The organism is Novosphingobium sp. SG919, assembly GCF_012932495.1.
Classification (GTDB): domain Bacteria; phylum Pseudomonadota; class Alphaproteobacteria; order Sphingomonadales; family Sphingomonadaceae; genus Novosphingobium; species Novosphingobium rhizosphaerae.
The window spans coordinates 58,947-83,534 of sequence record NZ_JABCNG010000005.1 but is presented as its reverse complement, the minus strand read 5'-3'; the positions used below and the strand labels follow the sequence as shown (position 1 = coordinate 83,534).

General features: G+C 63.8%; 20 protein-coding genes and 1 pseudogene. 20 read left to right on the top strand and 1 reads right to left on the bottom strand.

The window, feature by feature from the left end; translation table 11 throughout:
• The first annotated feature begins 61 nt into the window (after positions 1-61).
• The 9 genes from FHT19_RS18300 to FHT19_RS18260 all read left to right on the top strand — a co-directional run bounded on the left by FHT19_RS18300 (position 62) and on the right by FHT19_RS18260 (position 14,744).
• Positions 62-1,330 (top strand): site-specific integrase, encoded by a 1,269-nt coding sequence (locus tag FHT19_RS18300; protein WP_169476260.1) that lies wholly within the window; start codon positions 62-64, stop codon positions 1,328-1,330.
• Positions 1,331-1,506: 176 nt separating this feature from the next.
• Entirely contained in the window at positions 1,507-3,501 is a 1,995-nt protein-coding gene (locus tag FHT19_RS18295; protein WP_169476259.1) for a ParB/RepB/Spo0J family partition protein, read from the top strand.
• Between the two features lie 102 nt (positions 3,502-3,603).
• Positions 3,604-4,488 (top strand): zincin-like metallopeptidase domain-containing protein, encoded by an 885-nt coding sequence (locus tag FHT19_RS18290; RefSeq protein WP_169476258.1) that lies wholly within the window; start codon positions 3,604-3,606, stop codon positions 4,486-4,488.
• Entirely contained in the window at positions 4,485-4,724 is a 240-nt protein-coding gene (locus tag FHT19_RS18285) for a sigma factor-like helix-turn-helix DNA-binding protein (protein ID WP_348981807.1), read from the top strand. The genes FHT19_RS18290 and FHT19_RS18285 overlap by 4 nt, the downstream gene beginning before the upstream one ends.
• 60 nt (positions 4,725-4,784) lie before the next feature.
• On the top strand, positions 4,785-5,714 hold the full coding sequence (locus tag FHT19_RS18280) for a nucleotidyltransferase and HEPN domain-containing protein (RefSeq protein WP_169476256.1): 930 nt from the start codon (positions 4,785-4,787) through the stop codon (positions 5,712-5,714).
• A 292-nt stretch (positions 5,715-6,006) separates the two neighbouring features.
• Positions 6,007-7,590 (top strand): AAA family ATPase, encoded by a 1,584-nt coding sequence (locus tag FHT19_RS18275; RefSeq protein ID WP_248290570.1) that lies wholly within the window; start codon positions 6,007-6,009, stop codon positions 7,588-7,590.
• Position 7,591: 1 nt separating this feature from the next.
• Entirely contained in the window at positions 7,592-8,437 is an 846-nt protein-coding gene (locus FHT19_RS18270) for a hypothetical protein (protein ID WP_169476255.1), read from the top strand.
• Positions 8,438-8,918: 481 nt separating this feature from the next.
• On the top strand, positions 8,919-9,329 hold the full coding sequence (locus FHT19_RS18265) for a hypothetical protein (protein ID WP_169476254.1): 411 nt from the start codon (positions 8,919-8,921) through the stop codon (positions 9,327-9,329).
• Positions 9,330-9,725: 396 nt separating this feature from the next.
• Entirely contained in the window at positions 9,726-14,744 is a 5,019-nt protein-coding gene (locus FHT19_RS18260) for an NACHT domain-containing protein (protein ID WP_169476253.1), read from the top strand.
• Positions 14,745-15,192: 448 nt separating this feature from the next.
• On the opposite strand, the pseudogene FHT19_RS18255 reads toward FHT19_RS18260, so the two are convergent.
• A pseudogene (locus FHT19_RS18255) lies at positions 15,193-16,353 on the bottom strand (IS3 family transposase).
• A 417-nt stretch (positions 16,354-16,770) separates the two neighbouring features.
• Here FHT19_RS18255 and FHT19_RS18250 point away from each other — a divergent pair.
• From FHT19_RS18250 to FHT19_RS18200, 11 genes are all read left to right on the top strand, one after another.
• A complete protein-coding gene (locus FHT19_RS18250) occupies positions 16,771-17,031 on the top strand; it encodes a hypothetical protein (protein WP_169476252.1) in 261 nt (86 codons plus the stop codon).
• Complete coding sequence (locus FHT19_RS18245; protein ID WP_169476251.1) at positions 17,031-17,405, top strand: DUF3768 domain-containing protein; 375 nt, start codon at positions 17,031-17,033, stop codon at positions 17,403-17,405. Before FHT19_RS18250 ends, FHT19_RS18245 begins: the two co-directional genes overlap by 1 nt.
• 58 nt (positions 17,406-17,463) lie before the next feature.
• Entirely contained in the window at positions 17,464-18,324 is an 861-nt protein-coding gene (locus FHT19_RS18240) for a toprim domain-containing protein (protein WP_169476250.1), read from the top strand.
• 599 nt (positions 18,325-18,923) lie between these two features.
• Positions 18,924-19,253 (top strand): single-stranded DNA-binding protein, encoded by a 330-nt coding sequence (locus FHT19_RS18235; protein ID WP_062788416.1) that lies wholly within the window; start codon positions 18,924-18,926, stop codon positions 19,251-19,253.
• A 53-nt stretch (positions 19,254-19,306) separates the two neighbouring features.
• Complete coding sequence (locus FHT19_RS18230; protein ID WP_169476249.1) at positions 19,307-19,636, top strand: hypothetical protein; 330 nt, start codon at positions 19,307-19,309, stop codon at positions 19,634-19,636.
• Between the two features lie 421 nt (positions 19,637-20,057).
• Positions 20,058-21,008 carry a DUF2493 domain-containing protein gene (locus tag FHT19_RS18225; RefSeq protein ID WP_169476248.1) on the top strand — a complete coding sequence of 317 codons (951 nt, stop codon included), beginning with the start codon at positions 20,058-20,060 and terminating at the stop codon, positions 21,006-21,008.
• A gap of 177 nt (positions 21,009-21,185) precedes the next feature.
• Positions 21,186-21,455 (top strand): helix-turn-helix domain-containing protein, encoded by a 270-nt coding sequence (locus tag FHT19_RS18220; RefSeq protein WP_169476247.1) that lies wholly within the window; start codon positions 21,186-21,188, stop codon positions 21,453-21,455.
• 44 nt (positions 21,456-21,499) lie between these two features.
• The gene (locus tag FHT19_RS18215) at positions 21,500-22,357 is read left to right on the top strand and encodes a replication initiator protein A (protein ID WP_169476517.1); all 858 of its coding nucleotides are present in this window, start codon (positions 21,500-21,502) and stop codon (positions 22,355-22,357) included.
• A gap of 215 nt (positions 22,358-22,572) precedes the next feature.
• Entirely contained in the window at positions 22,573-23,073 is a 501-nt protein-coding gene (locus tag FHT19_RS18210) for a DUF2840 domain-containing protein (RefSeq protein ID WP_169476246.1), read from the top strand.
• Positions 23,070-23,651, top strand: coding sequence for a S26 family signal peptidase (locus tag FHT19_RS18205; protein ID WP_169476245.1), 582 nt, complete (start codon positions 23,070-23,072; stop codon positions 23,649-23,651). The genes FHT19_RS18210 and FHT19_RS18205 overlap by 4 nt, the downstream gene beginning before the upstream one ends.
• 230 nt (positions 23,652-23,881) lie before the next feature.
• Positions 23,882-24,586, top strand: a complete 705-nt coding sequence (locus tag FHT19_RS18200; protein WP_248290549.1) for a lytic transglycosylase domain-containing protein — start codon at positions 23,882-23,884, stop codon at positions 24,584-24,586.
• Positions 24,587-24,588: the final 2 nt, after the last annotated feature.

Sequence of the window (24,588 nt, the reverse complement as noted above, 5' to 3'; positions counted from 1 at the left end):
GTGTGGGCTAGCGCAGGGACGGTCGGTTTGAAATCGGACCTTCCAGTGATAGATTCCGGGCATGGGAAAGCTCACCAACTCCACGGTCAACGCGTTAAGCGAACCTGGCCGCTATGCTGATGGCGAGGGGTTGTATCTGCGCATTTCGCCTGCCGGTGGCAGGAAGTGGGTGTTGCGGATCCAGATCCACCGTACACGCAACGACATTACCATCGGCGATGCTCGGCACATCTCGCTGAAGGCCGCCCGGCTCGAAGCGGCCGCCCTGCGCGCGCAGGTTGCGAAAGGTGGCGATCCGGCCGAGGAGCGGCGCAAGGCCAAGAAAGTGATCCCTCGGTTCGAGGAGGCAGCCCGACGGGCCCATGCCGAGATGTGCAAGGGCTGGAAAAACGGCAAGCACCAGCAGCAGTGGATCAAAACGCTGGAACTTTATGCCTTTCCCAAGCTGGGCAAGCGCACGGTCGACAAGATCGATGGGCCGATGATCCGCGATGTCTTGGCCGAAATCTGGCTGGATATTCCCGAAACCGCGCGCCGGGTGCGGCAACGGATCGGTGCGGTGCTGGACTGGTGCTATGCCAAGGGGTTGCGTGACAGCGAAGCGCCGATGCGCTCGCTCGCGCGCGGCTTGCCGCGCCAGCCCAAGCGCAAGGGGCATTTTGCCGCGCTGCCCCATTTCGAGGTTCCGGCCTTTCTGGAGACCCTGCGTGCCAAGCCGAGCAGCGCCGGCACGCTGGCCCTTGAATTGCTTATCCTGACCGCGGTTCGTTCGGGCGAGGTCCGGCATGCGCTCTGGTCGGAAGTGTACGATGATCTGACGATCTGGACCATTCCGGCCGAGCGCATGAAGATGGGTGTGGAGCATATCGTGCCGCTTTCGCGCCAGGCCGCCGACGTGCTGCGTCGTGCCAGGCAACTGGCGATCGACGACAGCATGTATATCTTTCCAGGACCGATTTCGGGTGCGGCCTTGACGGATATGGCGTTGCTCGAACTGGTGCGCGGCATGGACGTCCCTGTGACGGTCCATGGCTTTCGCTCGAGTTTTCGCGACTGGGTTGCCGATGAAACCGACACTGCCGATGAGGTGGCCGAAGCTTGCCTCGCGCATTCCATCGGCAACAAGACCAAGGCAGCCTACTTGCGCACGGACTTTTTCCGCAAGCGGCGTGCGCTGATGCAACTCTGGGCGGACCATTGCCTGCCTCCGGCCCGTATCGCGGCCGTGCCCGCGCAGCCTGTGGCAACTGTCCAGCAGGCGCTGGCTTCGCCCGTGCCAGTTCGCGCCGTCGCGACGCTTCCACCGCTGCGCCGGCACGCCTATCGCTGACCCGGCGTGGGATTTGGCGTTGCCGGATGCGGCTGAGCTTGGCGGCAAACTGGTGGTTGCATGTCTGTGGCGGCGCGGTGTTGCGGAAAGGAAAGAGGGATTTGGGGGGCTGAGGCCCCCCGGGAGCATAAAGGTTCCCCTGATCCGGGCCTCGGTCCTGGTCCCGGAGATCTTTCATGCAAACCACTGCTGTTCCCCATGCCAAGCTGCGCCTGTCGCAGGCCAATGTCCGCACGAGCGAGCGGGATGCCGGCCTGAATGCCCTGGCGGCAAGCATCGCCGAGCACGGCCTGCTGCAGCCCTTGGTCGTCACGCCTGCCAAAGGGCGCAAGGCGCTCTACGATGTTCATGCCGGCGGTCGCCGCTGGCGCGCGATCGGACTTCTGATCGAGCGTGGCCTCTGGCCGGCGGAGCGGCTGGTCGATGTCTGCCTGCTGGCCATGGGCGAAGCCAGCCCGCGTGAAATCAGTCTTGCCGAAAACATCCTGCGCGAAGCGATGGCGCCGGCCGATGAAGCGCGCGCCTATCGCGATGTTATGGGCGATGGCGCCGATGCCGCGGCCGTGGCGCGCCGCTTCGGGGTCACGGTTCGCCATGTCGAAGGCCGCCTGCGCCTTGCCGATCTTGCTCCGCCGATCTTCACGGCCTTGGCGGAGGGGACGATCACTCTCGATATCGCGATGGCCTATGGCGCCACGGCCGATCATGCCCGGCAACTGGCCGTGTGGCAGCGGCTCGCCGATACCTGGCAGGGCGACAATCCCCAGGCGATCCGGCGGGCGCTGGCGACTGACGTTCTGGCCAGTGATCATCCCGTCGCAATGTTCCTGGGGGAGGCGGAATACGAAGCCTGCGGGGGACGCGTCGAACGTGATCTGTTCAGCGAAGCCGGGCAGGGGAGCTGGCTCGACGTCGATCTTGCTTACGACCTGGCACTGCGCAAGCTGACCCATGAAGCGGATGTTGCCGCGCTGGGCAGCCGGCTGGCCTGGGTGCGCCCGTGTCTCGCGACCTATCTCTCGCATCGCGAAACGGCGGGGCTGGAAATCTATTGGCCCGACCATGCCGATCCGACGCCCGAAGCACTGGCGCGGATCGCCGCTATCGATGCGCGGATGCAGGAGCTGGCCGACTGCCTCGATGCGTGTCCCGATGGCAGCGAGGGCGCGCTCTATGAACAGGAATACGATAGCCTGGTCGCCGAGCGTGAGCGGCTGCAGCGCAGCGCGCCGGTCATTCCGGACAGCGATCGCCCGCATGTCGGCACCTTCCTGCTGCTCGACAGCGCCGGGCGGCCACAGCTGCTCGACATGTACTATCGCACGCCAGCTGAAGCGCCGACCGATCTCGAAGATGATGGCGATTGCGGTGGTGCAAATACGGAGGTCGGCAGTGCTGGTGACGCGGTCGTTGGGACATCGCCGACCGCCTCGGGGTATTCCCGCGCACTGGAAGTGCAACTCGCGAAGGACCGGCGCGACATCCTGGCCTGTAGCATCGCGCAGGAGCCAGACCTGGCGCTCGACCTGGCGATGTTCGTTCTGGCTTGCTGCGTTGCCAGGCCGAGCCATCTGTCCGCGATCGGCTGCACCATTCGTCTGTGTGACCCGGGTGATCTCAAGGGACTGGGCAACGTGCCGGCCTCGCGGGCCGCGCAGGCCCTGGCCGCGCATGCCGAGGGATTGCCGCGATCGTGGAGTGACAGCGAGGATCCGTTCCAGTCTTTCCAAGCCTTCCGGGGACTGGATTGGGCGGAACGACTGTCGTGGCTGGCGCTCGCGGTCGGTTGTGGCCTGACCGCCAGCTTGGCCAGTGGCGCGCACGAACGCCCGTTTCACACACAATTGGGCGCGATGATCGGCATTGCGGCGGCCGATGTCTGGCGACCGACCGCCGAGGGCTTCTTCGACCGTTTGCGCAAGGCGCAGATTCTCGATGTCTTGCGGGAAATCGATCCTGAACTGCCGGCGCGCCACGGCGCGAGCAACAAGGCCGAACTGGCCGGGTTTGCCGCGCGACTCTGTGCCGGGGAAGCCATAGTGGAGGCCGAGGTCAAGCAGCGCGCACTCGCTTGGGTGCCGGCTGTTCTCGAGTTCGCTGCCGCTCCTTGCACCCCAAGCGATGGATCGTCGGTCGAGCAGGATGGCGAAGCGCCGGCTCAAGCCGCCTGATTTTTCCGAACCTGATGTCCCGCCAGCGGGGGCCGTGCGCGCCTCCTGCTGGTCTTTGTGCGCCCTTGGTCAGGGCCGAGGCGCCCTTGCAGGAGATTGCTCATGTCTTCCCGTCATGACGTATATGCCCAAGTGACTGCCGAACTGGTGGCTGCCATCCAGGCTGGTGCCGGCGAATGGCGCATGCCCTGGCACCATGATGGTGCCGCTGTGACTCGGCCCGAGAATGTCGCGACCGCCAGGCGCTATCGCGGCATGAATGTTCTGGTACTATGGGCCACTGCGCAGAACCGCGGCTACAACAGCGGTCAGTGGGGCACCTATCGCCAGTGGCAAGCGCTCGACGCGCAGGTCCGCAAAGGAGAGCGGGGAACCGCTGTCGTATTGTGGAAGCCGATCGCAGACCGGCAGGCAGTCGGTGGTGACGATGGTCAGGCAGCGCCAGGTCGCATGTTTGCGCGTGCTTTCACCGTATTCAATCTGGCCCAGGTCGGTGGATACACGCCCAAAACATGGCCCCTCCTTCCCGAAACCGAGCGGGTCGCGCATGCCGAGACGTTCGTGGCTGCCCTTGGCATTCCGGTGCGGGAAGGGGCGTGGGATGCCCATTACCGGATCGACCTCGACGCGATCTTCATGCCACCGTATTCGGCATTCCGCAGTCCGGTAGACCATGTCGGCACCTTGCTCCATGAATGCGGCCACGCCACCGGGGCAGCGCATCGGCTTGATCGCCGGTTCCAGGACCGGTTCAAGGAAGACTGGCTTCCGATCGAAGAGGCCTGTGCCGAATTCACCGCATCGTTCGTTCTGGCTGACCTTGGCTTGGCCCATCACCCCCGCCGCGATCATGCCGCCTATATTGCGTCCTGGATAGCGATGCTCCAGCATGATCCCAGGGCCATCTTTACCGCCGCGAGCAAGGCGCAACAGGCGGCAGACTGGATGTGGGCGCAACAGCCCCAGGTTGAGGCCTTGGCCGCGTGACCCGGTCTGCCTGCGAGCGCAGGTTTCGCCGGCGAGGGCGACGGGCTCTGCGGGGGATGACGGCGCGCCAGCGCGCGATCTTCACAGCCATGCGCTTCGAGGGTGCCTCGTACCAGGACCTTGCCGCGCGCTATGGCCTTTCGGTGGGGGAAGTGCAGCGGGAATTCGCGTGTGCGATTTTGCGGCTTTCGCGGGCAATCCATGGGCGGTGGTGGCAACGCTGGTGGCCGTGGTGAAAAATTCAGGCCGCCCGATGACTTGCCATCGGGCGGCCCTCGCGACAGGGTAGCCATGTCATGCGCAGCGATCTCGACCATCTTCCCGCCAGCAAGCAGCGCGAACTCGAGCGCGTGGTACAGATCGTCTTCGAGGAATTCGAGGACGCCCTGGCCCTGGCCTCGCACGAGTGGAAGAAGAAGGGCCGCATTCTCAAGGTCATTCTCTACGGCAGCTACGCGCGTGGCGGCTGGGTCGACGAACCGCACACCGCCAAGGGCTACCAGTCGGACTATGACCTCCTCATCATCGTCAACGACAAGCGCCTGACCGACCGGGTCAAATACTGGGCCAAGGTGGATGACCGGCTGATGCGCGAGTACGGCATTGCCGGCACGATCAAGACCCCGGTCAATTTCATCGTCCACACCCTGCAGGAGGTGAACGACGGCCTCGCCCATGGGCGCTATTTCTTCATGGACGTGGCCCGCGATGGCATCGCGCTCTACCAGAGCGACGATACCGAACTGCACCAGCCCAAGCCGAAGACGCCGCATGCGGCGCTGGCCATGGCGAAGGAGTATTTTGAAGAGTGGATGCCCACGGCAGTGGGCTTCAAGCGGAATGCCGGTTACGCCGTGAAGGACGGCGATAACAAGCTGGCTGCATTCCTATTCCATCAAACAGCTGAGCGCCTTTACCACTGCGTGCTGTTGGTCGTAACCTTCTACACTCCGCACGTCCACAATCTGGCGTTCTTGCGCACTCAGGCTGAACGCCTGGATGTCAGGCTTGTCCATGTCTGGCCCAGCGACAATCGCAAGCAGCGGGCCATGTTTGAGAAGCTCAAGGAAGCCTATGTCAAGGCGCGCTATTCCAAGCACTACCATATTACTGAGGAGGAACTGGCGTGGCTGGGCGAGCAGGTCGAGGAATTGGGCCGCGTCGTTCACGCCATCTGTTCGGAACGCATCAACCAGTTGGAAGCGACTGCGCGACAGGCAGGGTGAGAAATAGGCAATGCGTCGATTTCGCGCATCGCACGGCTTTTGCTCGCGCAGTCCGGGTCTGGGACAAAGCCGTCGTTCTCCGGTGCGGCGGCGAATGTCGGATACGGGCTGGACCTGACATTCGCGGCTCGGCTAGCTTTGAATTTCCGAAAGTCGCAAACGCTTTGCGATGGTCCTCCCGCTAATCGTATATCTAGAGTTTGTCACGGAGCATGCTTGAGGCACCGAATCGTTTCAGTGGCGGGCAAAACAATGTAGAAGCGCGGCGTCTGTTGGGGGATGATTGAACACCGTGCGTTTCTTTGTCGGAAACCAGCAACCTGCTTACCAAGGCATGCCGACCTTCCAGTTGATCAAGGACAATTGGAACGATTGGTTCAAATGGTATACGCTCTACGCGATCCGCGCGATCCAGCCCGATGGTTCAATTGTCGAATTGGGTAGCGCGAAAATCGCGCGGCAAGGCATGACGGAGGAGCAAGGCAGCACCGAATTGCCGCTGACCTTCGAGGCTTTGGACGCAACTTATTTCTCTGTCGGTCAAGACGAGAATTATTATGAGACGCTGATATCGCTTGGCGATGACGTGCGCACTGGCTTTCTGACCGCAATGCGCGACTGCGCATTCACGCCAGCAATCCTCGACGCTAACGCCAACGAGCCCGTCCTTCAAAACTCGCTTCTACGCTATGTCGAAATGTCGCGAGTTCGCGAGCGCTTCAATCGCCTAGCCCACGGACAGGTAGTGCTGTCGCCCTACAGTTTCGACTATCTCTTTCCCCCTGATCCGCAGGCGCTGACGCCGCCCCCCATTCTTAGCTTTGCGGTGAAGCCGAACTCGCTGCCGGCGACCAACATCCATGTGCTGATCGGTCGCAACGGCGTCGGCAAGACTCGCTGCTTCGACTTCTTGGCGCGCGCATTCCTCGGAATGCCGGCGAACGATCCGCAACAGGCTGTCGGCCAACTGCGCAACCGCGCCGCCAATCCCTGGGGGGGTGAAGACCTAGAGGCCGACCCCGGCTTTGCAGGGTTGGTCACGGTGTCGTTCAGCGCGTTCGATTCTACCGGTCCGCTCGGCGGTGCCAGCAGCGGTGAAAAGCGTTACGCTTATGTGGGACTGGTCACGCACGAGGCCCCGCAGACCGGCGCACCAGTCGCGATGCCGCGCGGCCCGCGCGTTAAGGATGGGCACGAACTGGCGCACGAATTTGCTAAGAGCATGCTCGCCTGCCGCGAAGGCGTCCGGCGGCGCCGCTGGGAAAACGCCCTGCGGACGCTTGAGGCCGATCCTCTGTTTGCGGAGGCGAACGTTTCTGAGCTAGCGGATTATCAGGGGCCAGATCTCGAACAGCGGGCACGCAGCCTGTTTCGACGGATGAGCTCAGGTCATGCCGTTGTGCTCCTTTCAATGACCCGCCTAGTCGAGCTGGTCGAAGAGAAGTCACTCGTTTTGATCGACGAGCCCGAGAGCCATCTTCACCCGCCATTACTTTCAGCGTTCGTACGCGCGCTGTCGGACTTGCTGATTAACCGCAATGGCGTCGCGATCATCGCCACGCATTCACCGGTCGTCCTGCAAGAGGTTCCGAAATCCTGTGCTTGGAAGTTGAGCCGCGTCGGCCGCGAAGCCCGCGCCGATCGTCCCGAGCACGAAACCTTCGGCGAAAATGCTGGCACGCTGACCCGCGAGGTGTTTGGGCTGGAGGTGACGCAGACGGGATTTCACAAGCTGATCGCCGATCGAGCCGAGGGCCACACCTATGAGCAGATCTTGGCGCTGTTCGGTGGCCAGCTTGGTGCCGAGGGCCGGGCGCTCGCGCGAGCCCTCAGTCTCGTTCTACCCAACCAGCTCCCGCCGGAGGGCTACGAATAGGATGCGCACGCTCCCGATGCCGCCGCAGTCGGCGGCCGATGTACTGGCAGCTTGCATCGGCGGCGTTGCCGATCCTGCCTTGAGCCTTCGACTGCAGGCCATCGCAGGACAGATCGTTGCGGACGCAGCCAGTTTTGACCAGCTCGCCCGCGCCCAAAGCCTGCATCAGGTCGTGCGTGCGCCGAATGTCGGCGCAGTCACCCGGCCTGAGCTCGAAGCGCTCTATTCAAAACAGATGAGCGCCACGAACGGCGCTGCGCGCACGATCTACAGCGCGCTTCGTAACGCCGCGCCTAACAGCAAATGCCCGTTATGTGGCATCGGCACGGTCACAGTGCTCGACCACCATCTCCCAAAGGCGCACTATCCTAATCTATCGGTTTGCCCCTTTAACCTCGTTCCGGCTTGCGACTTCTGCAACAATGCCAAGCGGGCGCGCTTTCCGACCTGCGCGGAAGAGCAGACTCTCCACCCATACTATGACGACTACACTCAGCAGCAATGGATCTACGCCCACCTTGATGTCGCTGGGCCGCCCGTTCTCGTGTTTTACGTCAATGCGCCGGCGCACTGGCCGCAGGTCGCGCGGCTCCGGGCAAAACGGCATTTCGATGTCGTCAAACTCGGCGTGAGCTACACTTCAAATGCGAATGATGATCTCAATAACCTGCGCGATCATCTCATTACGATCGCGGAGACAAAGGGAGCAGTCGGCGTGCAGGTTTTTCTCGCCGAAGAGCAGGCGCGCTACGCGGCTCGGCTCAATTGCTGGCAACACGTCATGTTTCAGACGCTGGCTGCCAATCCGTGGTTCATCGGGGGCGGATATCTTCAAATCCCGCAATAATATCAGGTGCCGTCAAGAGACCATTGTCGGCACCCGCACTCAAGTTGTCGGATCGCATGCGAAAGACCGGTTTCGGCGTGAGCAGACATTCAAACGTGGCTGCGGAACGGCGTAAAGTGGTCGCGAACTGTCATTTTGACCATCGCCTCGTCATCCGCCAGGATCGCCGCCATAGCGGCCGTTCAGGCGCCTGAGTTCGTACGCTGGAAGCGGTCGTTTGTTTATCGATGTCCCTGGCTCCAGGAATGGCCTGGGTTGGTGGGAAAGCGGACGTCGCTTTCAACGTATCTGCCTGTTAGGTACGCAGTGCTTTCGGATGATTTGAAAGAGTGGGGATATGGTAAGACGGTCGTTCATCGCGGGCCTTATCAGTGCAATCGGTTTTGGCGGAGCGAAGGCGAGTGAGGCCGTCACGCGACTCCCGCCGGTTCCAACATGGCATCCCTCATTCGAGCAGCCGTTGGACGAAGTCGTTGGACGCGTGAGCTACTATACAAATGGCAAACGGGACTATGTGGTCTTCGAGCATGGCACTTGCGTCATACTCGAAGAGGGGCTGACTGACGCGGCGGCCACGGCCTTCGCCTTAAAGGCGCTCGCCCAAATACTTGGTTCCCATCCGGATATAAATCCTGCGCCTATGGATGATGGGAACATCCTCGTTCGCTACAACTGCCCCGCCGTCAACGTCGTGCTGAAGGAGGTGGCCAAGGCTCACTGGCCAGAATTTGAGAAAATGCATTTGGCAGGCCTCACAGAGTCTGAGGTTCTGATAACGCCACTTGGTTCAAACAAGTTCGATGACTTCGGAAAACAGGCGCTTCTGGGCCGAGCGTATATGTTCTTGGACGCCCAACATCCCAAGATTGACGCGATTCATCGCCATCAATAGAGTCCAAATTTGGGCGCGAGCCGCCCATCTGCGCATTACGCCGCGATCGCCAGCAGAGCCGCCGTTCAGTCGTCCAAATCGGCTTCTCGAAACCTTCCGTTCATTTATCAAGCTCTCAGGACGGACCGACCGACCAAATCTGGGACGTTTTACTCGGTCCGGTTTGGAGAAACGACAGTCAAAGGTCGACATCTAGAGCGCAATGCGTAATGACGGCTTAGCGCCCCAACTGCCGCCGTTCGAGCGATCCAGCTTCGATCCTAAAATTGGACGTTCGGTTCGAAATGCCGTATTATCGAGATCGCCATTATGGCCTCCCACAACCCTTGCAGCTGTCATCACAATCGCATGAACGCCGATTGGCAGTCCTGCAAAGACGCGCCAAGATAAGACTTGATGAGCGAGGCCCCGGACCCACCCGTTAATCTCGACAGCCTGACGCCGGAGCTACGCCCCTATATCGAGGAAGCTCTCAAGGGCGGCGCGAGCTTCGTGTCTGACCTCGGTAATGAGCTATCGGGCAAGGCCGCTGGCGGGCTGACCTCGCTGGGCGTCAACGCGGCAACCTCGATCGTGAAGGCGATCCGAAATCGGCGGCGCCGCTCCAAGGCCTGGCATCAGCTTGAAAACAGTTGGCGCGACGCGTCGGACGACTCGTCGCGGGAAGCAGCTATTCGCGCATTTCTTGCAGAAGATCCGCGTTTCGCATCCTCGCTTGAGATGTTGCTCATCCGCCGAGACTTCGTCCGAGCAATGCTCCATGCCTGCCAGCGGCTGCCGTTCGTCGAACTGCTTGATAGCGAACGTGAGCTTTCCGAGGTCTATGTGCCTGCGGCGCTGAGGCGGGCGGAAGCCGAGGATGAGCAGGCTCTCGGAAGCGCGGACCTCATTGAAGAGATTCTGAGCGCGGACGATGGCCAATATCTGATCGAGGGGCCAGCAGGCAGTGGCAAGTCCGTCCTGGCTCGCCACCTCGTCGCCACTGCATGCCACAAGCTATTGGACGGGCGACAGGTCGTCGCCTTCGACCAGTTTCGGCTGCCGGTGTATGTTTCGGCTCGGGATCTTGGCGCGGGAGACTTTACCAGCGCTGTGGACAGAGCGGTTGAGGCGACCTTGGGACCACTTGGCATCGCACCACTGCCCGAACGTTTCTTCGTTCCTTACGCGCAGAACGGGCATGGACGATGGCTGATCGTCCTCGACGGCCTGGATGAAGTCGATGACCCACGCGCTCGGACCGCGCTATGGGACGCGATCACCCGAATGCACGGGAATTCGGGAAATGCGTTCCGCTTTGTCGTCACTGCACGTGTTGGAACAATCAGCTCGGTGCCTGAGACCGTCTCGCGATGGTCGATCGAGCCGCTCTCGCCAGGAGCCTCAGAAGCGATGGCCGAGAGGTACGCTCGCGGTGCCCAGCGGAAAGCTCTCAAGAAGTACGTGCGGCGCCCCGAATTTCGTGACGTCGCGCGCGTTCCACTGCTGCTCGCGATTGCCGCATCACTCTTCGACCATGATGCCACTTTCTCGGCGCAACGCGACAAGCTTCTCGAAGCATATGTCGATCATCTGCTCGACAAGGCGCATCTTAGGGAGCCCGCGCGCCGGGTGGCGGCCGTCGCATTGCTTGGGCGGGTTGCGCTTACTCCGAACGCAAGCGCCAGCGACATCATCAAGGCCCACCGCGTGCTGGCGGAGCAAGTCTGTGGGGTGCTTTCCACACTCCGGCTGGAGAAGGAGTTGGAGCGCATCCTTCGTTCCACGGGACTCGTTCAAAGGTCCGGTGACCGCTATCGCTTCCTGCATGATCTGTTCCGCTCACATTTCGCAACGCTTGCAATTGCGGAAAGAGAAACTCCGGACCCACGGGTGTGGCGTCGCATCGACCCGTACCGGATCGGCTGGACGACCGTTGAAGCCTTGTGCGTCGAGTGGGCTAGCCGTGGTCTCGCAATAGACGGGGCGGTCCAAGCCCTGATTGATTTCAAGAATGCTGGAGAAGAATGCGCGCTTGCGGTCGCAGCACGATGCCCCTCACTCTCCCGCGAGACGATAGAAATCGTCACCCAACGCGCTTTCGATTTGCTGGAAGGTGGCGATAGTCCGGGGGTTTTGCTGGATCTGCTCGTACCTCTCGCGACCAGAGATGCCTATGTTCAGGACCGGCTCGCGGAAATCGCAGATGAGCGGGGAACATGGTCGATGGCGGATATTCACGCCGCCACCTGCCTAGCGCAAGCCGGTTGTCTGGGCCTCGCTATCCCAGCCTTGATCGCGATCGCTGGCGATGGCGATTGCTACTCTCCCTACCGCACCGATGCAGCCGAGCTCCTCTTGGAAAATGGCTATCGCGCCGAAGGGTTGGCAGCGCTCCTTTCGACATCAGAGTTCGGCGATGAGGCTTGGTCGCGGCTAGAAGCCGCATGCTTGCTCCATGAGCATGATCCAACTCCCGCGAACCGAACCTGGCTGCGCGCCGTCGTCGAGCAGGTCAAGGAATATGATGGGGCTTATCTCAGCTCGGCTACGCTTGAGCACCTGATCAAAGCAGGTGAGCCGGATTTGGCGCTTCCTCTCTTACGGCAAATGGCGTCCCAGACGGGAGATGCTGAAGATTACCGGCTGGACGTGCACGATATTACTGGCGCCGCGATCACTATCGGCCGATATCATGATCTCGCCGAAGGGAAGGCATATTTGGAGACGCTACTGCAAGCGTCGAATTTGTCCCTCCGTAACCGGGTCGAGGCTTTGAATGCTCTTGCTATGCTTGATCCTGACGAACGCTTTGATCGACTGGTTCCACTCGTCCGAGCAGCGCCCCTACAGATCGATTGGCGCGTAATCGACATTCTTGTGCGTTATGGGCGGGAAGATGTGGTTTGGGAAGCCGGATCAGTGAAGCTCAAGCATAGCTTTCGTCACCGGGGCACCCAGCATGAAACGGTGCAATTGATCGAGCATCTGGCTGGCATTGGATTCGACGCGGAACTTGCCCAGCTTCTGGGCGAGCAACTAGCTGTGGGTCACAACCCCCGCTTGGCTTCCTGCCTTGCGCTAGTCGGTAAGGGAGAGGAAGCGCGGGACCTGCTCAACCAATATTGGGCCCAAGGAGCACCTGACACGCGAGCGGCCGCTGCCGAAGCTCTATGTGAGGTCGGTGACCGGGCAACAGGACTGCATCGGCTCTACGCGATGGCGCGAGACGTCGGCCTAAGCTCCGCGATCCGTTTGACCGCCGCAGAGTCTCTGCGAAACAAAGGTGCGGCACGTCGGGCAAACGCTGCGTTCGTCCGTCTGGTTCGGGATAAGAGCGCGAAGATCGAGGATCGCTGTTCCGCTGCGAGATGGTATGGTGAGGATGAGGACAAGCCTCGTGAGCCAGTCCTGAATCCGCTGCTCGCCCACCTGCTCGAAGGGACGGGCTCAGAAGACGCCAAGGCGGTTGCAGCTACTATAGGTGAGATCGATCCCTACGGAGAGTATTGGGACGATATTTTCGACACAATGATCGAACTAATCGAGCGTGAAGGAACAACCGACACACAGGTAGTTCGCATCGCCAGTGCTTTCGCCAGAATTCGACCGCCATGGGAGGCGATGCCGCGTGTCGCGACCGCGCTCAAAAGCAGCACAGTTTCGGATACGGACAAGCTGGATCTGATCGGAAATGTCATCAGTGCCAATGATGGGGAGGGGACAGTTGGTGGGGCGACACTCAGCACGATTGCGGGGAATCGCGAAGCGTTGTTGGCGGATCGTCTGGCGGCCGTCGAGATGCTCGATGGTATCGGCGAAACCGACCAAGCTCTCGCGATCATTTCAGCGATTGCCACAGATCAGAAGGTACCACCAAGCTGGCGGCTGAAGGCGGCACTGAGGATCGAAGATACCGCAGCTCAAATCGCTCCGCTGCTTTCTATCGCTGCAGATGAGGCAATCGCCGTCGCGTTTCGGCTCGAGGCGCTTGGAAGCGTCCATCAAATATCGCCCGATATCCATCGAGAGCTTTTGCGGTGCATTGGCTCGGTCATGGACCTGACTATCGTCGAGCGCTTAGAGGTCGCTAACGCGGCGCAGACTGCGGGTGAAAGCGAGTTGTTCGCAAAACAGCTTGAGGCGGCGCTTTCCGACACGCCGCTATCGATCGGTGAAGCAATCTCTCTCCTTGAAGCATGCCGGAAGCATCATGCTCCCGAGTTGGAAGAGCGTACGATCGAGATGCTGCGCACCATGCCTCTCGAGACTTTCCTGCATAACCAAGACAGCCATGATGTCATCGACGCCGTGACGGCTATAGGGACAACCGATCCTGGGCATGCGGAAGCCCTTATCAAAGGGCTTGTTTCCGCTCCTGACGTCAGCTGGTGGGATATCGCTAAATATCTCAGCCTGCTCGTCAAGTTCGCGGGTCAAGAAAGTGCGGCGCGCCACGCGAAGCCAATCTTGGAAGAGCTAGAGCGCATACTTCGTGACCCGGATAGGTCGCCTAGGGTTGCGTGGATCTCCGTTTTTGAATCCCTGGTGGAACACGGTTTCTCATTGGACGTTGACGCCCTCAAGGCATTTGCGAGCAACGACGGTGTCTCTTCCTATGATCGCGCCATAGCGCTGGCGCGTATTCTTGACATGGAGGGAAGCCCTGCGGCGAGACGCGCTCTGTGGGAGTTCGTGCATAACGAGCATGCGTCGTTCTCGGGGCTAGTGCTTGCGGCGCAGGCGCTTATCGAGCGAGGGCATCGTTCCTTTGGCGCGGTGCTGGCAGACCGTTGTATAGCCTTAGCGCCGCATTCAGCCGCCGAAGTGCTCTCGCTCGCGCATGCGCTCGATCATCTAGGCCGATCCGCCCATGGCGATGATCTCTTACGAGACTGCGATCCGGCGGCACTCGCTGCCGCCCATCTGTGGGACCAGGATAAGGCTAGAATGCGTCGGCTCTTCGGCGAACAACGCTGGTTCGAAGTGACCACAGTGTTCACCGCGATGGCAGGGCGACCTGACTGCGAAGTGTATTGGGAAGCGCGTGATGAGATCGAGGCCGCGGGCAATCCCGTGATGCTTACTCGCCTCATCAATGCTGCCAAGAGTGATGAGCATATTCACGATCGCCTCGAAGCGATAAACAGCTTGGATGAGATCGGCTTTCGTGCATTGGCGCGGCAGTGCCTCTCGTCGCTGACGATGCCCGACACGGAGCCCTACTGGCTGGGAGCACAGCTGCTGCGCTTCGGTCGAAAGGAACAGGCGCGAGCCTGTTTCATAAGTGCAGCTTCCGAACTACCGCAGGAAAATCAAAGCATAATTCTTGGCGGGCTAGCGGATCTTCACGAGACAAAGGAGCTTGTTCGATATCGAGTAGAGAACTTGGCATATGTCGAGCCGGACACCGCCGAGCGTGTTACGGCTACCTAAGAGTTCGGTTAGAGCCAATGCATCGATGATGTCGTGGCAAATATGTTCACCTTCGCATCTGCTTGCTCGATAGCTACCAGTCCGCAGGCGGCCCAATTCCTGCTATTGGCTGATCTTCAGAGAATATCTGGTTTCAAGAAGCCGGGGCGTAAGGCTGAGTGACTGACAAGGGTCGACCCCGGAAACCGAGTAGCCGTCCGGCGAAGACCGCTACAGGGAGCGGTCGAAGTTGGCGCTCGGCGAGGTCGGCGAGGTAGCTTGAATGTTTAACAGGTCAGGCCGGGCGACCCAACCCATGGAGGAACCTTAGCGCACTTTCCTTTGATGGCTTTGGACGCTCGGTCCAGGCACCGGCATGCCAGATAGCCTCACCACAACTTGTCACCCAGTGAGGTGGTCTCGCCTTCCTGGACAGGTTTGCGGCGAACTTAAGCTCAAGCCGATGTCATTATGCCGCGAGTTTGGGCATCAGATCATGGGGGGCATGCCCCCCATGATCTGATGGGCCGATGTTCCCATATGCCTCTGCCGGGGTTCTACCGGCAAGGGCCGAATGGGGCCGATGGTGGTTATAGTAGGTGAACCAGCGGGCGAGACCGGCCCGCAGTTCACTTCCGGTCTCGAAGGCGTGGAGATAGACGCACTCGTACTTCACCGACCGCCACAGACGCTCGATGAAGACATTGTCCATCCAACGGCCCCGGCCATCCATGCTGATCCGCACTTCGGCCGCCCGCAGCACGCTGGTGAAGGCGTGGCTGGTGAACTGGCTGCCCTGATCGGTGTTGAAGATCTCCGGCTTGCCGTAGCGGGCCATGGCGTCCTGTAGCGCCTCGACGCACAAACCCGCATCCATCGTGTTCGAGATGCGCCAGGCGAGGACTTTGCGCGTGGCCCAGTCCATAATGGCCACCAGATAGAGAAAGCCGCGCCGCATCGGCAGGTACGTCACATCAGCGCACCATACCTGATTGGGCCGGATGATCGCCAGATCGCGCAGCAAATAGGGATAGATCCGGTGCTCTGGATGGGGATCGCTGGTGCGTGGGCGTTGGTATATCGGCGCCAGCCCCATCCTGGCCATCAGGCGCCGCACCCGGCGGCGACCAACGGCGTGGCACATCCGTTGCAGGTGGCGAGCCATCTGCCGACTGCCGTACCAAGGACAGTCCATGAACACCTGATCGATCACGGCCATCAGCGCCAGCGTCGCGCCATTCTCCGGCACCGGCACATAATAATAGCCCGAACGGCTGATCGAGAGCAGGCGGCATTGCGCCGTGATCGACAGGTCGGGGTTGTCTGGCTCGACCATCTTTCGCCTCCGATCCATGCTCATCGACCGGAGGCCCGCGCCAAAAAATCTCGCTCCACCAGCAACTGGCCAATCTTGGCGTGCAACTTCTCGATCTCGGCCTCGTTGGAGGCCTTGGCCGCTTGATCGCCGCCGTCACATGCCGTCCATCGCCTGACGCTTCCAGGCCCCGATCATCGTGTGGTGTACGCCATGTTTGGCCGCCAGTTCCGCCAGCGTCAGATCGCCACGGATCGCTTCCATCGCAACCTTGGCTTTGAACTCCGCGCTGTAGCGCTTCCTCGTCGTCTTCATTCCAGTCCGTTCCTCAGGTCAGGCTGAGCTTATCACCCTGTCCAGAAAATCGGCACCACCTCAGGAGGGCGAGCCCGAAGCGGCCTTGGCTTTGTGTCGAACCTGGCCTGATGCGCTGGCGATCGAGTGCACCGGCGATCGCTGGGCGGGGGGCTAAGCCGGGTATCCGGACTGTCCGGTCGGGCGCTCGGCCATTGCCCCTATTGCCAGGTCAGCGTTGGAGCGCATGTGGCATGCTGCGGTGGCCTTGCTGCGCTGTTTGCAGTTGGGAAGCGGCTGGTGGTGGCAGAAGTGATCCGGCCGGACGCGCCTGGCCGTGCCGCGCGTGGCCGGCCGTGCTGTGGCCTGGCCGGATAGAGGAGAGAGGGGGCGGGGCGGGTGCGAGCACAAGGGCTCGCGAAAGTCTGGAGACAGCCCATGACCGACCTTTCCCTTCACGGCATTCCCCTGGCGACCGTCTTACGCCTCAATGCGGCGCGCGTCGTGCCGCTCGCGTGCTATCACGAGGATAATGCCTACGATCGCTTCGGGTATCTGGCCCAGCTCGCCTGCGAGCAAGGTGTCGCGCTCGATACTGTGGTGTACCTGGCCGAACTGCTGGGTCCGGAGGAGGATTTCGACGGCCTTGTCGCGATGCTCGAGGATCTGGCGCTCGCTGGCAGTGCAGGGAGGGCCTGATGGACCACGCCCCCGACCATGATCGCCTCGCCGCGATTGCCCGCGCCAACGACCTGGCGCGCTGCGGCTGCGATCCCGACGCCTGGATTGTCATCACGCGAAACTGCCTGGCTGCCATCGGCGGGCTGGGCGACGAGGCTGATGGGCCGGGCGATAGTCTCGCCCTGCGGCGGGAATTGCTCGCCGCCTTCCGCGATTGTCCCTTCGCGCCCGATTGCCCCGAGCGCGACTTCACGGAAATCCACTTCCGCGGCTTGCGGGTATGGCTGAAGATCGACTGCTACGATCGCGATCTGGTCTGGGGCTCGCCCGACCCGGCCGATCCGGCGGTGACCCGGCGCGTCGTGACCATCCTCCTGCCCGAGGACTATTGAACCGCGTAGCGGTCCGGGCGCTCCGCCCCCGGACCGCTACCGCTTGCGCGAGGTTGCCATGCCGCATCAATCCGACAGCGCCTGGGCTGCGCTGGTAACCCGCCTCGGCGGGCACTGGAATGGCCACGGCGCCATGGTCCGCTGCCCGGTCCATGCCGATCGCACGCCGAGCCTGTCCTTGCGCGCGGGCGACAACGGCCTGCTGGTCCACTGCTTTGCCGGCTGCGACCCTCGCGCCGTGTTGCGCGCGCTGCGCGCTCTGGGACCGCTGCCCGTGCCGGCCCCTGATCCGTCGCCCGCAGGCGCCAGTCTGGGGCTGGTGTGCCGCCTGTGGGACCAGGCCGGAGCGGTCGCCGGTACCCTTGGCGAACGTTACTTGCGTGGGCGGCGCGGGCTGCTTGCGCTGCCGCCCGACCTGCGCTTCCATCCGCGCTGCCCGATGGGCAAGGGTCATGCCGCGCGTTTCGAGCCCGCTTTGCTTGTCGGGGTATTCCGCCTTGGCCAGCTGGTCGCCGTCCAGCGGCGGTTTCTCGATCCCGTGACAGGGGCAAGGACCGAGCGGATGATGCTGGGCGCGTCGCGCGGCGGGCTGTGGCCGTCGCACAGCGATGGGCCGGAGCTTGCCGTGGCGGAAGGCCTGGAAAGTGCCTGTGCCTACCAGCAGGTAACCGGGCAGCCTGCCGCGACCTGTTTTGGGGCGGCCAGTTTCGCGTCCCTGCCACCACTTGGGAGCCAGCTCCGCTACGTGCTCTTGCCCGACAACGACGCGGCCGGGTTGAGCGCAGCGTCCCGAGCGCTGGACCGCCTTGCCGAACGCGGGATCGCTGCCCGCATCGCGCGCTGTCCGGCCGGTTTTGGCGATTGGGGTGCGATGATCGAACCGGAACATGGCCTGCCAGGACGGGACATCGCGACCTGATGGCACGGCGCGCGCGCGGTTGGGTGCAGGGGGCTGGGTCAGTGATCAGGCTGCAGCGAGCAGCGCACGCTGGGCGGTGTTGTGGTGGGCGAGGGCCGGCCTGGCAGGGCGGTGCTCGATCGTTCTGCTATGAACACCGTGTCGTGCCACGGCAGCTTGCCCGATGCAGGCGGCGAGGATCACGTGACGGCGATCGCATAGCCTGCTCGTGGTGCGGCAGCGCCGCAGGTGCCATGTTGCCCGGGAGGCGGCCCACTGGTCAGGATCGGGTGTGCCGGGCCCCTCGCCTGGGGCCGCCCCAAGCGCCGGGCGGCGATGTCCGGGCCTGATCAGCTTGAAACCCGTCTCTAGGATGGGGCTGCCTGGTCCTGCCGGTGGACCGACCCGCCGTTCGGGATGCCGTCCTGCGCCCGCGCGAAACCGCCGCAACACCGCTTGCGCCCGCCGTGTTACCGGCCTGCGGCCGGCGCCCGCACCACCGGACGCAAGCGATGTTTCCCTCACGCTGCGGCGCTCGGTGCAGCGGCTTCTTGTACGCGGGCTTCGTCTGGGGGCATCCCGGCGGGATCGGCCCGCCGGCAGAACCTGGAGTAACCCCCATGAACTCGGTTTTTCTTTCTGGCCGCATCACTTCGGACATCACCCGCTTCGGCACGGACAGCAAGGGCGGCGCCAGCTTCACGCTCGTCACCTCGCGCCCGGTGATCAAGGACGGCCAGGTGGTCAAGGGCGAGGACGGCTATCCCGAAACCTACGACCAGTTTCACACGATCAAGGCTTTCAATGGCCTGGGCAAGACTGTCGCCAACCACAAGAAGAAGGGCGACAAGCTGATCGTCCACGGTGAGATCCGCTACAGCCGCAACGAGAAGGACGGCCGCACCTATTACAACACCGAAATCGTCGCCGACGAGATCGAGTTCCTCTGACCCAGCCGGGCGGCCCTCTCGGCCGCCCGCTCCTTATCCGGGAGCCCAAAGTCATGCAGCTCTTCTCGATCCTCGACGAGGTCGCCTGCGTCCTCACCGGCATCACTGCCCGCAATCCCGCCATGGTCGCTCGCCTGCGCCGCCAGGCCAAGGCCATGCCGCCCGCGGAAATCGCCGCCCATCTCGCCAATGCCATCGCCAGCGCCACCGATGCGGCCCATGCCCGGGCCTGGGAAGAAGCCGAGCACGGCATGGCCAGTGCGGAAACCCTGGTCGACCACGAATACTACGGCGAGCTTGTCGCGGCCTGGAGCCTGGTCGCAGGCGAGCACCAGATCACCAGTCTCGATCCCTTGCTGGGTGAGCGCGACCGCCTGCATTGAGCCTGGCCGGTGCCGCCTCGGGCGGCACCGGCCGATCCTTGTCGGCAAAGGGTCACGGCTTATCCTGGCGAATGGCCTGACAGCAGGGACTTGCCGGCAGCCTGCCAATCCAAGTGGCGGCGATGGCGCCTTGCGGCCGGGCAGATTGCGCCACGCCGGCCATCGCTTTGGTCGCCTGCCGGGAAGGGAAGGGGGGCGGCGGGTCGTCCCAGTCTGGCAAGCCGGTCTGGCGCCCGTCAAGGAGACGCGGTGCCCCCAATTTTGGCGTGCGGCCCGAGGCGGGCCCCCCGCAAAAATCGGCTCCCCCACGCCCCGCGGGGCGGCGCCGGCAGAACCGGCGTCCCTGACCGGCTGGACGCGGCTTGCCGGTGTCGTGGCACTGCCATCGCGGTGATGGCGGTCCGTCTGTGCGGAGGACACCATGACCCATACATTTGCTTTCGATGCTGCCGAAGCGTCTGGCGCTGCCGAAACGCGCGCCTTTGCGGCGGCCTTTGCCGAGCAGGATGCGCTGGCCCAGCTCTCGATCCACCACGAGCCCGAGGCACGCGACATGCCCGATCCCACGGCCGTGCGCGCCGCGCTCGACCTCGTCATGACCACGCTGTTCGATTGCCTGCGCGATACCCGCCTCGCGGCTTTTGCCGCCGATTTGGCCTGGGGTTTCGTCAACAGCTTCCACAGGACCGCAGAACGGGCGGCGCGGCGCGAGGACGATGCGGCGCGCAAGCTCGGCGAGCTTGCCCGTGGCTTCGACCCGTCCGAAGCCCATGCCGTCGAACTCGAAGAAACCCAGCGCATCTGTCGCACCCTGATGGATTGCCGTGCCGCGCTCGAGGCGATGCGCGACCATGCCGGCGAGGTCTATCGCCTCGAAACCGGCCAGCCGTTTTCGACCACGCGCGGCTCGCGGGTATCGTCCGGTTTCACGGCCAGCCAGATCGATGCCCGCGATTTCCTCGCCGCACGCGCGGCGGCGCGGCGCGAGGCCCTGGCGCCCAGCGGGCCGGTGGTGATCGTCTCGGGCGGGACGGCCTGGCACGACCATCGCCTAATCTGGGATGCCCTCGATGCGGTCCACGCGCGCGTGCCTGCCCTGGTCCTTGCAACCACCGCGCAGCAGCGCGGCTGCGACCAGATCGCGCATGCCTGGGCAGCCGCCCGCGGCGTGACGACCGTGCGCTTTGCGCTCGACCGGGCGCTGGGCAAGCGCGCCGGCTTCGTGCGCAACGAGCAGTTGCTCGCGCTGGGTCCGGTCCATGCCATCGTCGGCGAAGGGTCGGGGCTCCAGGCCAACCTGCTGCAGCGTCTGCACGCGGCGCGCGTGCCGCATCAGGCCCTGGCGCTGGCCGATCAGTGCCCGCTGCGCTGACGCGCGGGGCGGGTCCGATCGGCCTGATCGTGTCGCGCTGGCGCCTTGGCGGGACGCGGTGTGACAAAGATGCCGGGGGCGTTTTTGTCACTCCGCCCCGGTGCCGGCACCGCGCCAGGATTGGGCTCATCGGGAAGGGCTGCGCCGCAGCTCTTCCGCTCGCGATGGAGCCCGACTATGAATCCCATTCCTTCCCCGGTATACCCGCGCTACTTGCGCACGCCCGATGCGGCCGTCCATCTCGGGCTGTCGCCGCGCACGCTCGAAAAGCACCGCTGCTTCGGCACCGGTCCGGTCTACCACAAGCTTGGCGGGCGGATCGTCTATGCGCTCGCCGACCTTGACGCATGGGCCGACCAGGGGCAGCGCCGCTCGACCCGCGAGCCGGGGCGCGGCGTGGTCCATCCGGCGCGGCGCCAGCCCGGCACCGGGCCGGTGCGGCGGTGAGTGCGCGGTCCACCGCGGCGGCACGCGCCGCACCGACCAGCCGCATGCCGTCACGCGAGCAACTTGACCTGTTCGTGCCTGTGCGCGGCCCGATCGCGCCGCGAGATGCCCAGGATCTGATGGTCTGGCCGTTCTTCAGCCTCGCCAAGAGCCGCCGCACCCGCCCGATCGATTTCCGCATGGGCGACGTCGCGATCCTCGTCGAAGCCACCCACGAGCATGGCATGGCCACGATCTGGGATGCCGACGTGCTGATCTGGATTGCCAGCCAGATCGTCGAAGCGCGCGATGCCGGGCGGCCGACGTCGCGGCTGATCGCGGCGCGGCCCCATGATATCCTTACGTTCACCTGCCGTGGCACCGGCAAGGCCAGCTACGAGCGCCTCAAGGCCGCGCTCGATCGCCTGCAGTCGACCAGTATCGCCACCACCATCCGCCAGCCCGAGCGCGGCCGGCGTCACCGCTTTTCCTGGATCAACGAGTGGCGCGAATGCTGCGATGCGCGCGGCCGGGCATGCGGCATCGAGCTGGTCGTACCCGACTGGTTCTACCAGGGCGTGATCCAGGCGCAGTGGGTGCTGACGATCGATCGCGCCTATTTTGGCCTGACCGGCGGGCTCGAGCGCTGGCTCTACCGCCTGGTGCGCAAGCACGGTGGGCGCCAGCCGGGTGGCTGGACGTTCGATCTGCCCCATCTCCACCTGCGTTCAGGGCTGCTCTGGCCGCTCAAGCGCTTTGCCTTCGCGCTGCGCGATATCGTCCAGCGCCAGGCCTTGCCGGGCTACACGCTCACGCTTTTTGCCGAGCACGGCCGGCACTGGCTGCGCTTCGTCCGGCTTCCCGAAAACCGCTACGACCAGGCGCTGCGGCGGGTCGGCTTTGCCCCTGTGGATAAGTCATGATGCGGCACGGACGATCAGGAACCCCGTCGCCCGGACCATCGGGAACCGCTTTCCCGGACGATCGGGAACCGAACCAGGGCGATAGGCTCATGCTTTCAACGGGTTGTGAGTTGCTTAACCGACCTAACCAGGAATCCTGCGGATTCCTGCTAACGCCGGCAAGCGGTGGAGAATCCGGCGCTGAATGCGGTGCCGCGGGCACAGCGCCGTGCACAGTGTCAGGCCGCGATACTGCCGCGACTGGCGCGCGCGATGATCGCCTTACCCACGTCATGCTGTCCTGGCCGCAGGGCCGGCGCGCGCACTGGCTGCGCTTTGGCAAACCGGTTTTCAGCGGTCGCTGCGATGGCGGGTGCCGCGTCGAAAGCTATGCGCCTGGCAAGGTCTTCGCGCTGGTACGCTGGGCCGGCCCTGACCATGGCACCGCGCTTTCGCACCTCGCCATCGTCCGCGCCGTGCAACGCGGCATGCCCGTCACGCGCCTCCCGTTTGTCGATCAGGGCGGCGAAATCCTCCTTGCCGTGCAGGGCTGGCGCCGCGTGGCTCGGGTCTTTGCCGTGATCGATGCCCTCGAGGCGCTGGGCCCTGCCGCTCAAGAGGTCGTGCCGGCTCACTGGCGGCAAATCCATGCGCGCCTGGCCGCGCCCGCCGCGGCGTGGATCGCCGAGTCCCGGGACCAGGCTGCCTGCCCTGCGCGGCGGGAGGCACGGCCATGAACGGGCGCGCCTTGCTGGCGATGGAACTGGCCGTGGCCGCGCTAGTCGTGCCGGTCGTGCTGCCCGCGCGGCCACGCCTGGTGTGGAATGCCTCGCCCAGCGTCCCGACCGGTCTCTACTGGATCAGCCCGCCGACGCGGCTGGTGCCGGGCCAGCGGCTCGTCGTGCGCATGTCGCCGCCGTGGGCCAGGCTCATGGCGCAGCGCGGCTACCTGCCGGCGGGGGTGCCGCTGCTCAAACCGCTGGCGGCTGCGACAGGTACGCGGGTCTGCCGCATTGGCCAGACGATCACGATCGCGGGGCATGTGGTCGCGGAGGCTCGCGCACGCGATCGGGTAGGGCGCGCCCTGCCGGTCTGGTCGGGTTGTTTCCGCCTGGCGCCCGATCAGCTGTTCCTGCTCGCCCCGGCGCGCGCCGACAGCGTCGACAGCCGCTATTTCGGGGCAGTGTCGCGCCGCGCGGTGCTCGGCGTGGCCCACCCGGTCTGGACCGACGAACGCGGTAGCGGCCGGCGCGTGTGGTTCGCGGCCAGCCCGCCATCATTGTCTCTGTCTCCCATGCGAAGGACGCAGCCATGATCCCTCCTGGTCTTGTCTCGCAAAGGTCGGCAGGCCGTGCCTGGTGGCTGCCCTGCGCGCTGGTATCGGTTTGCGCGCAGGGCGAGCGTGGACCATGGCCTGCCGGCGCCGGCGATCGGGCCCATCCTGCCCGGTTCGCGCCGCTGCCTTGTCGGCAATGCCGCGCCGGCAATCGGCAGCGTGGCCTGGTCTGGTATTGGGCAGGGCGGTCCAGCGGCATGCGCTGCGTCGTGCGCAGCATCAGGGTGATACCGGCGCTGCTGCTAGTCTGCGGCCTGACCTCGCCGACCGCAGTGGCCCAGGCGAAACCGCTGACTGGCTTGTCCCTAGCGGCACCGCCGGACCGGTCGCCCTGGGCGCCGCTTGTCGCCGAAGCCGCCGCGCGGTTCGCCGTGCCCGAAGCCTGGCTGGCCGCGATCCTCGCTGCTGAAAGCGGTGGCGATCCTGCGGCCGTGTCGCCGGCCGGTGCGATGGGCTTGATGCAACTCATGCCGGACACCTGGCGCGCGCTGTCCCGCACTTATGGATTGGGCGAGGATCCCTTCGCACCGCGAGCCAATATCCTGGCCGGCGCGGCCTATGTCCGGGTGCTGCGCGATCGCTATGGCAGTCCCGGCTTTCTGGCGGCCTACAACGCCGGGCCGACCCGCTACGACGCCTATCGTCGCGGCCTTCGCCCCTTGCCTGCCGAGACCCTGCGCTATGTGGCCCGGCTGTCCGCTCGGCTCGCCTTGTCGGGGGATCTCGGCACCACTGTGCCGGCGGCGCAGGACGAGCATGCGGCAATGCCAGACTGGCGTGCCGCCCCACTGTTCTCTTCGCCCCGGCCGCTTGGCGAAACGGACCGGTCGGCGGATCCCGCCAGCGTTGACGCGCTTGAGGTGCCGCCGCGCGACAGTCTGTTTCCACGCGAACTGCGGAAAGACCGGCCATGATG

What these genes read in the sequence shown, in the direction of transcription:
- FHT19_RS18280 (WP_169476256.1), top strand. Translation starts at nt 4,785, where the DNA reads ATGCGCAGCGATCTCGACCATCTTCCCGCCAGCAAGCAGCGCGAACTC.
- FHT19_RS18225 (WP_169476248.1), top strand. Translation starts at nt 20,058, where the DNA reads ATGACCCATACATTTGCTTTCGATGCTGCCGAAGCGTCTGGCGCTGCC.
- FHT19_RS18230 (WP_169476249.1), top strand. Translation starts at nt 19,307, where the DNA reads ATGCAGCTCTTCTCGATCCTCGACGAGGTCGCCTGCGTCCTCACCGGC.
- FHT19_RS18205 (WP_169476245.1), top strand. Translation starts at nt 23,070, where the DNA reads ATGAACGGGCGCGCCTTGCTGGCGATGGAACTGGCCGTGGCCGCGCTA.
- FHT19_RS18260 (WP_169476253.1), top strand. Translation starts at nt 9,726, where the DNA reads ATGAGCGAGGCCCCGGACCCACCCGTTAATCTCGACAGCCTGACGCCG.
- FHT19_RS18240 (WP_169476250.1), top strand. Translation starts at nt 17,464, where the DNA reads ATGCCGCATCAATCCGACAGCGCCTGGGCTGCGCTGGTAACCCGCCTC.
- FHT19_RS18250 (WP_169476252.1), top strand. Translation starts at nt 16,771, where the DNA reads ATGACCGACCTTTCCCTTCACGGCATTCCCCTGGCGACCGTCTTACGC.
- FHT19_RS18295 (WP_169476259.1), top strand. Translation starts at nt 1,507, where the DNA reads ATGCAAACCACTGCTGTTCCCCATGCCAAGCTGCGCCTGTCGCAGGCC.
- FHT19_RS18290 (WP_169476258.1), top strand. Translation starts at nt 3,604, where the DNA reads ATGTCTTCCCGTCATGACGTATATGCCCAAGTGACTGCCGAACTGGTG.
- FHT19_RS18235 (WP_062788416.1), top strand. Translation starts at nt 18,924, where the DNA reads ATGAACTCGGTTTTTCTTTCTGGCCGCATCACTTCGGACATCACCCGC.
- FHT19_RS18245 (WP_169476251.1), top strand. Translation starts at nt 17,031, where the DNA reads ATGGACCACGCCCCCGACCATGATCGCCTCGCCGCGATTGCCCGCGCC.
- FHT19_RS18270 (WP_169476255.1), top strand. Translation starts at nt 7,592, where the DNA reads ATGCGCACGCTCCCGATGCCGCCGCAGTCGGCGGCCGATGTACTGGCA.
- FHT19_RS18220 (WP_169476247.1), top strand. Translation starts at nt 21,186, where the DNA reads ATGAATCCCATTCCTTCCCCGGTATACCCGCGCTACTTGCGCACGCCC.
- FHT19_RS18300 (WP_169476260.1), top strand. Translation starts at nt 62, where the DNA reads ATGGGAAAGCTCACCAACTCCACGGTCAACGCGTTAAGCGAACCTGGC.
- FHT19_RS18215 (WP_169476517.1), top strand. Translation starts at nt 21,500, where the DNA reads ATGCCGTCACGCGAGCAACTTGACCTGTTCGTGCCTGTGCGCGGCCCG.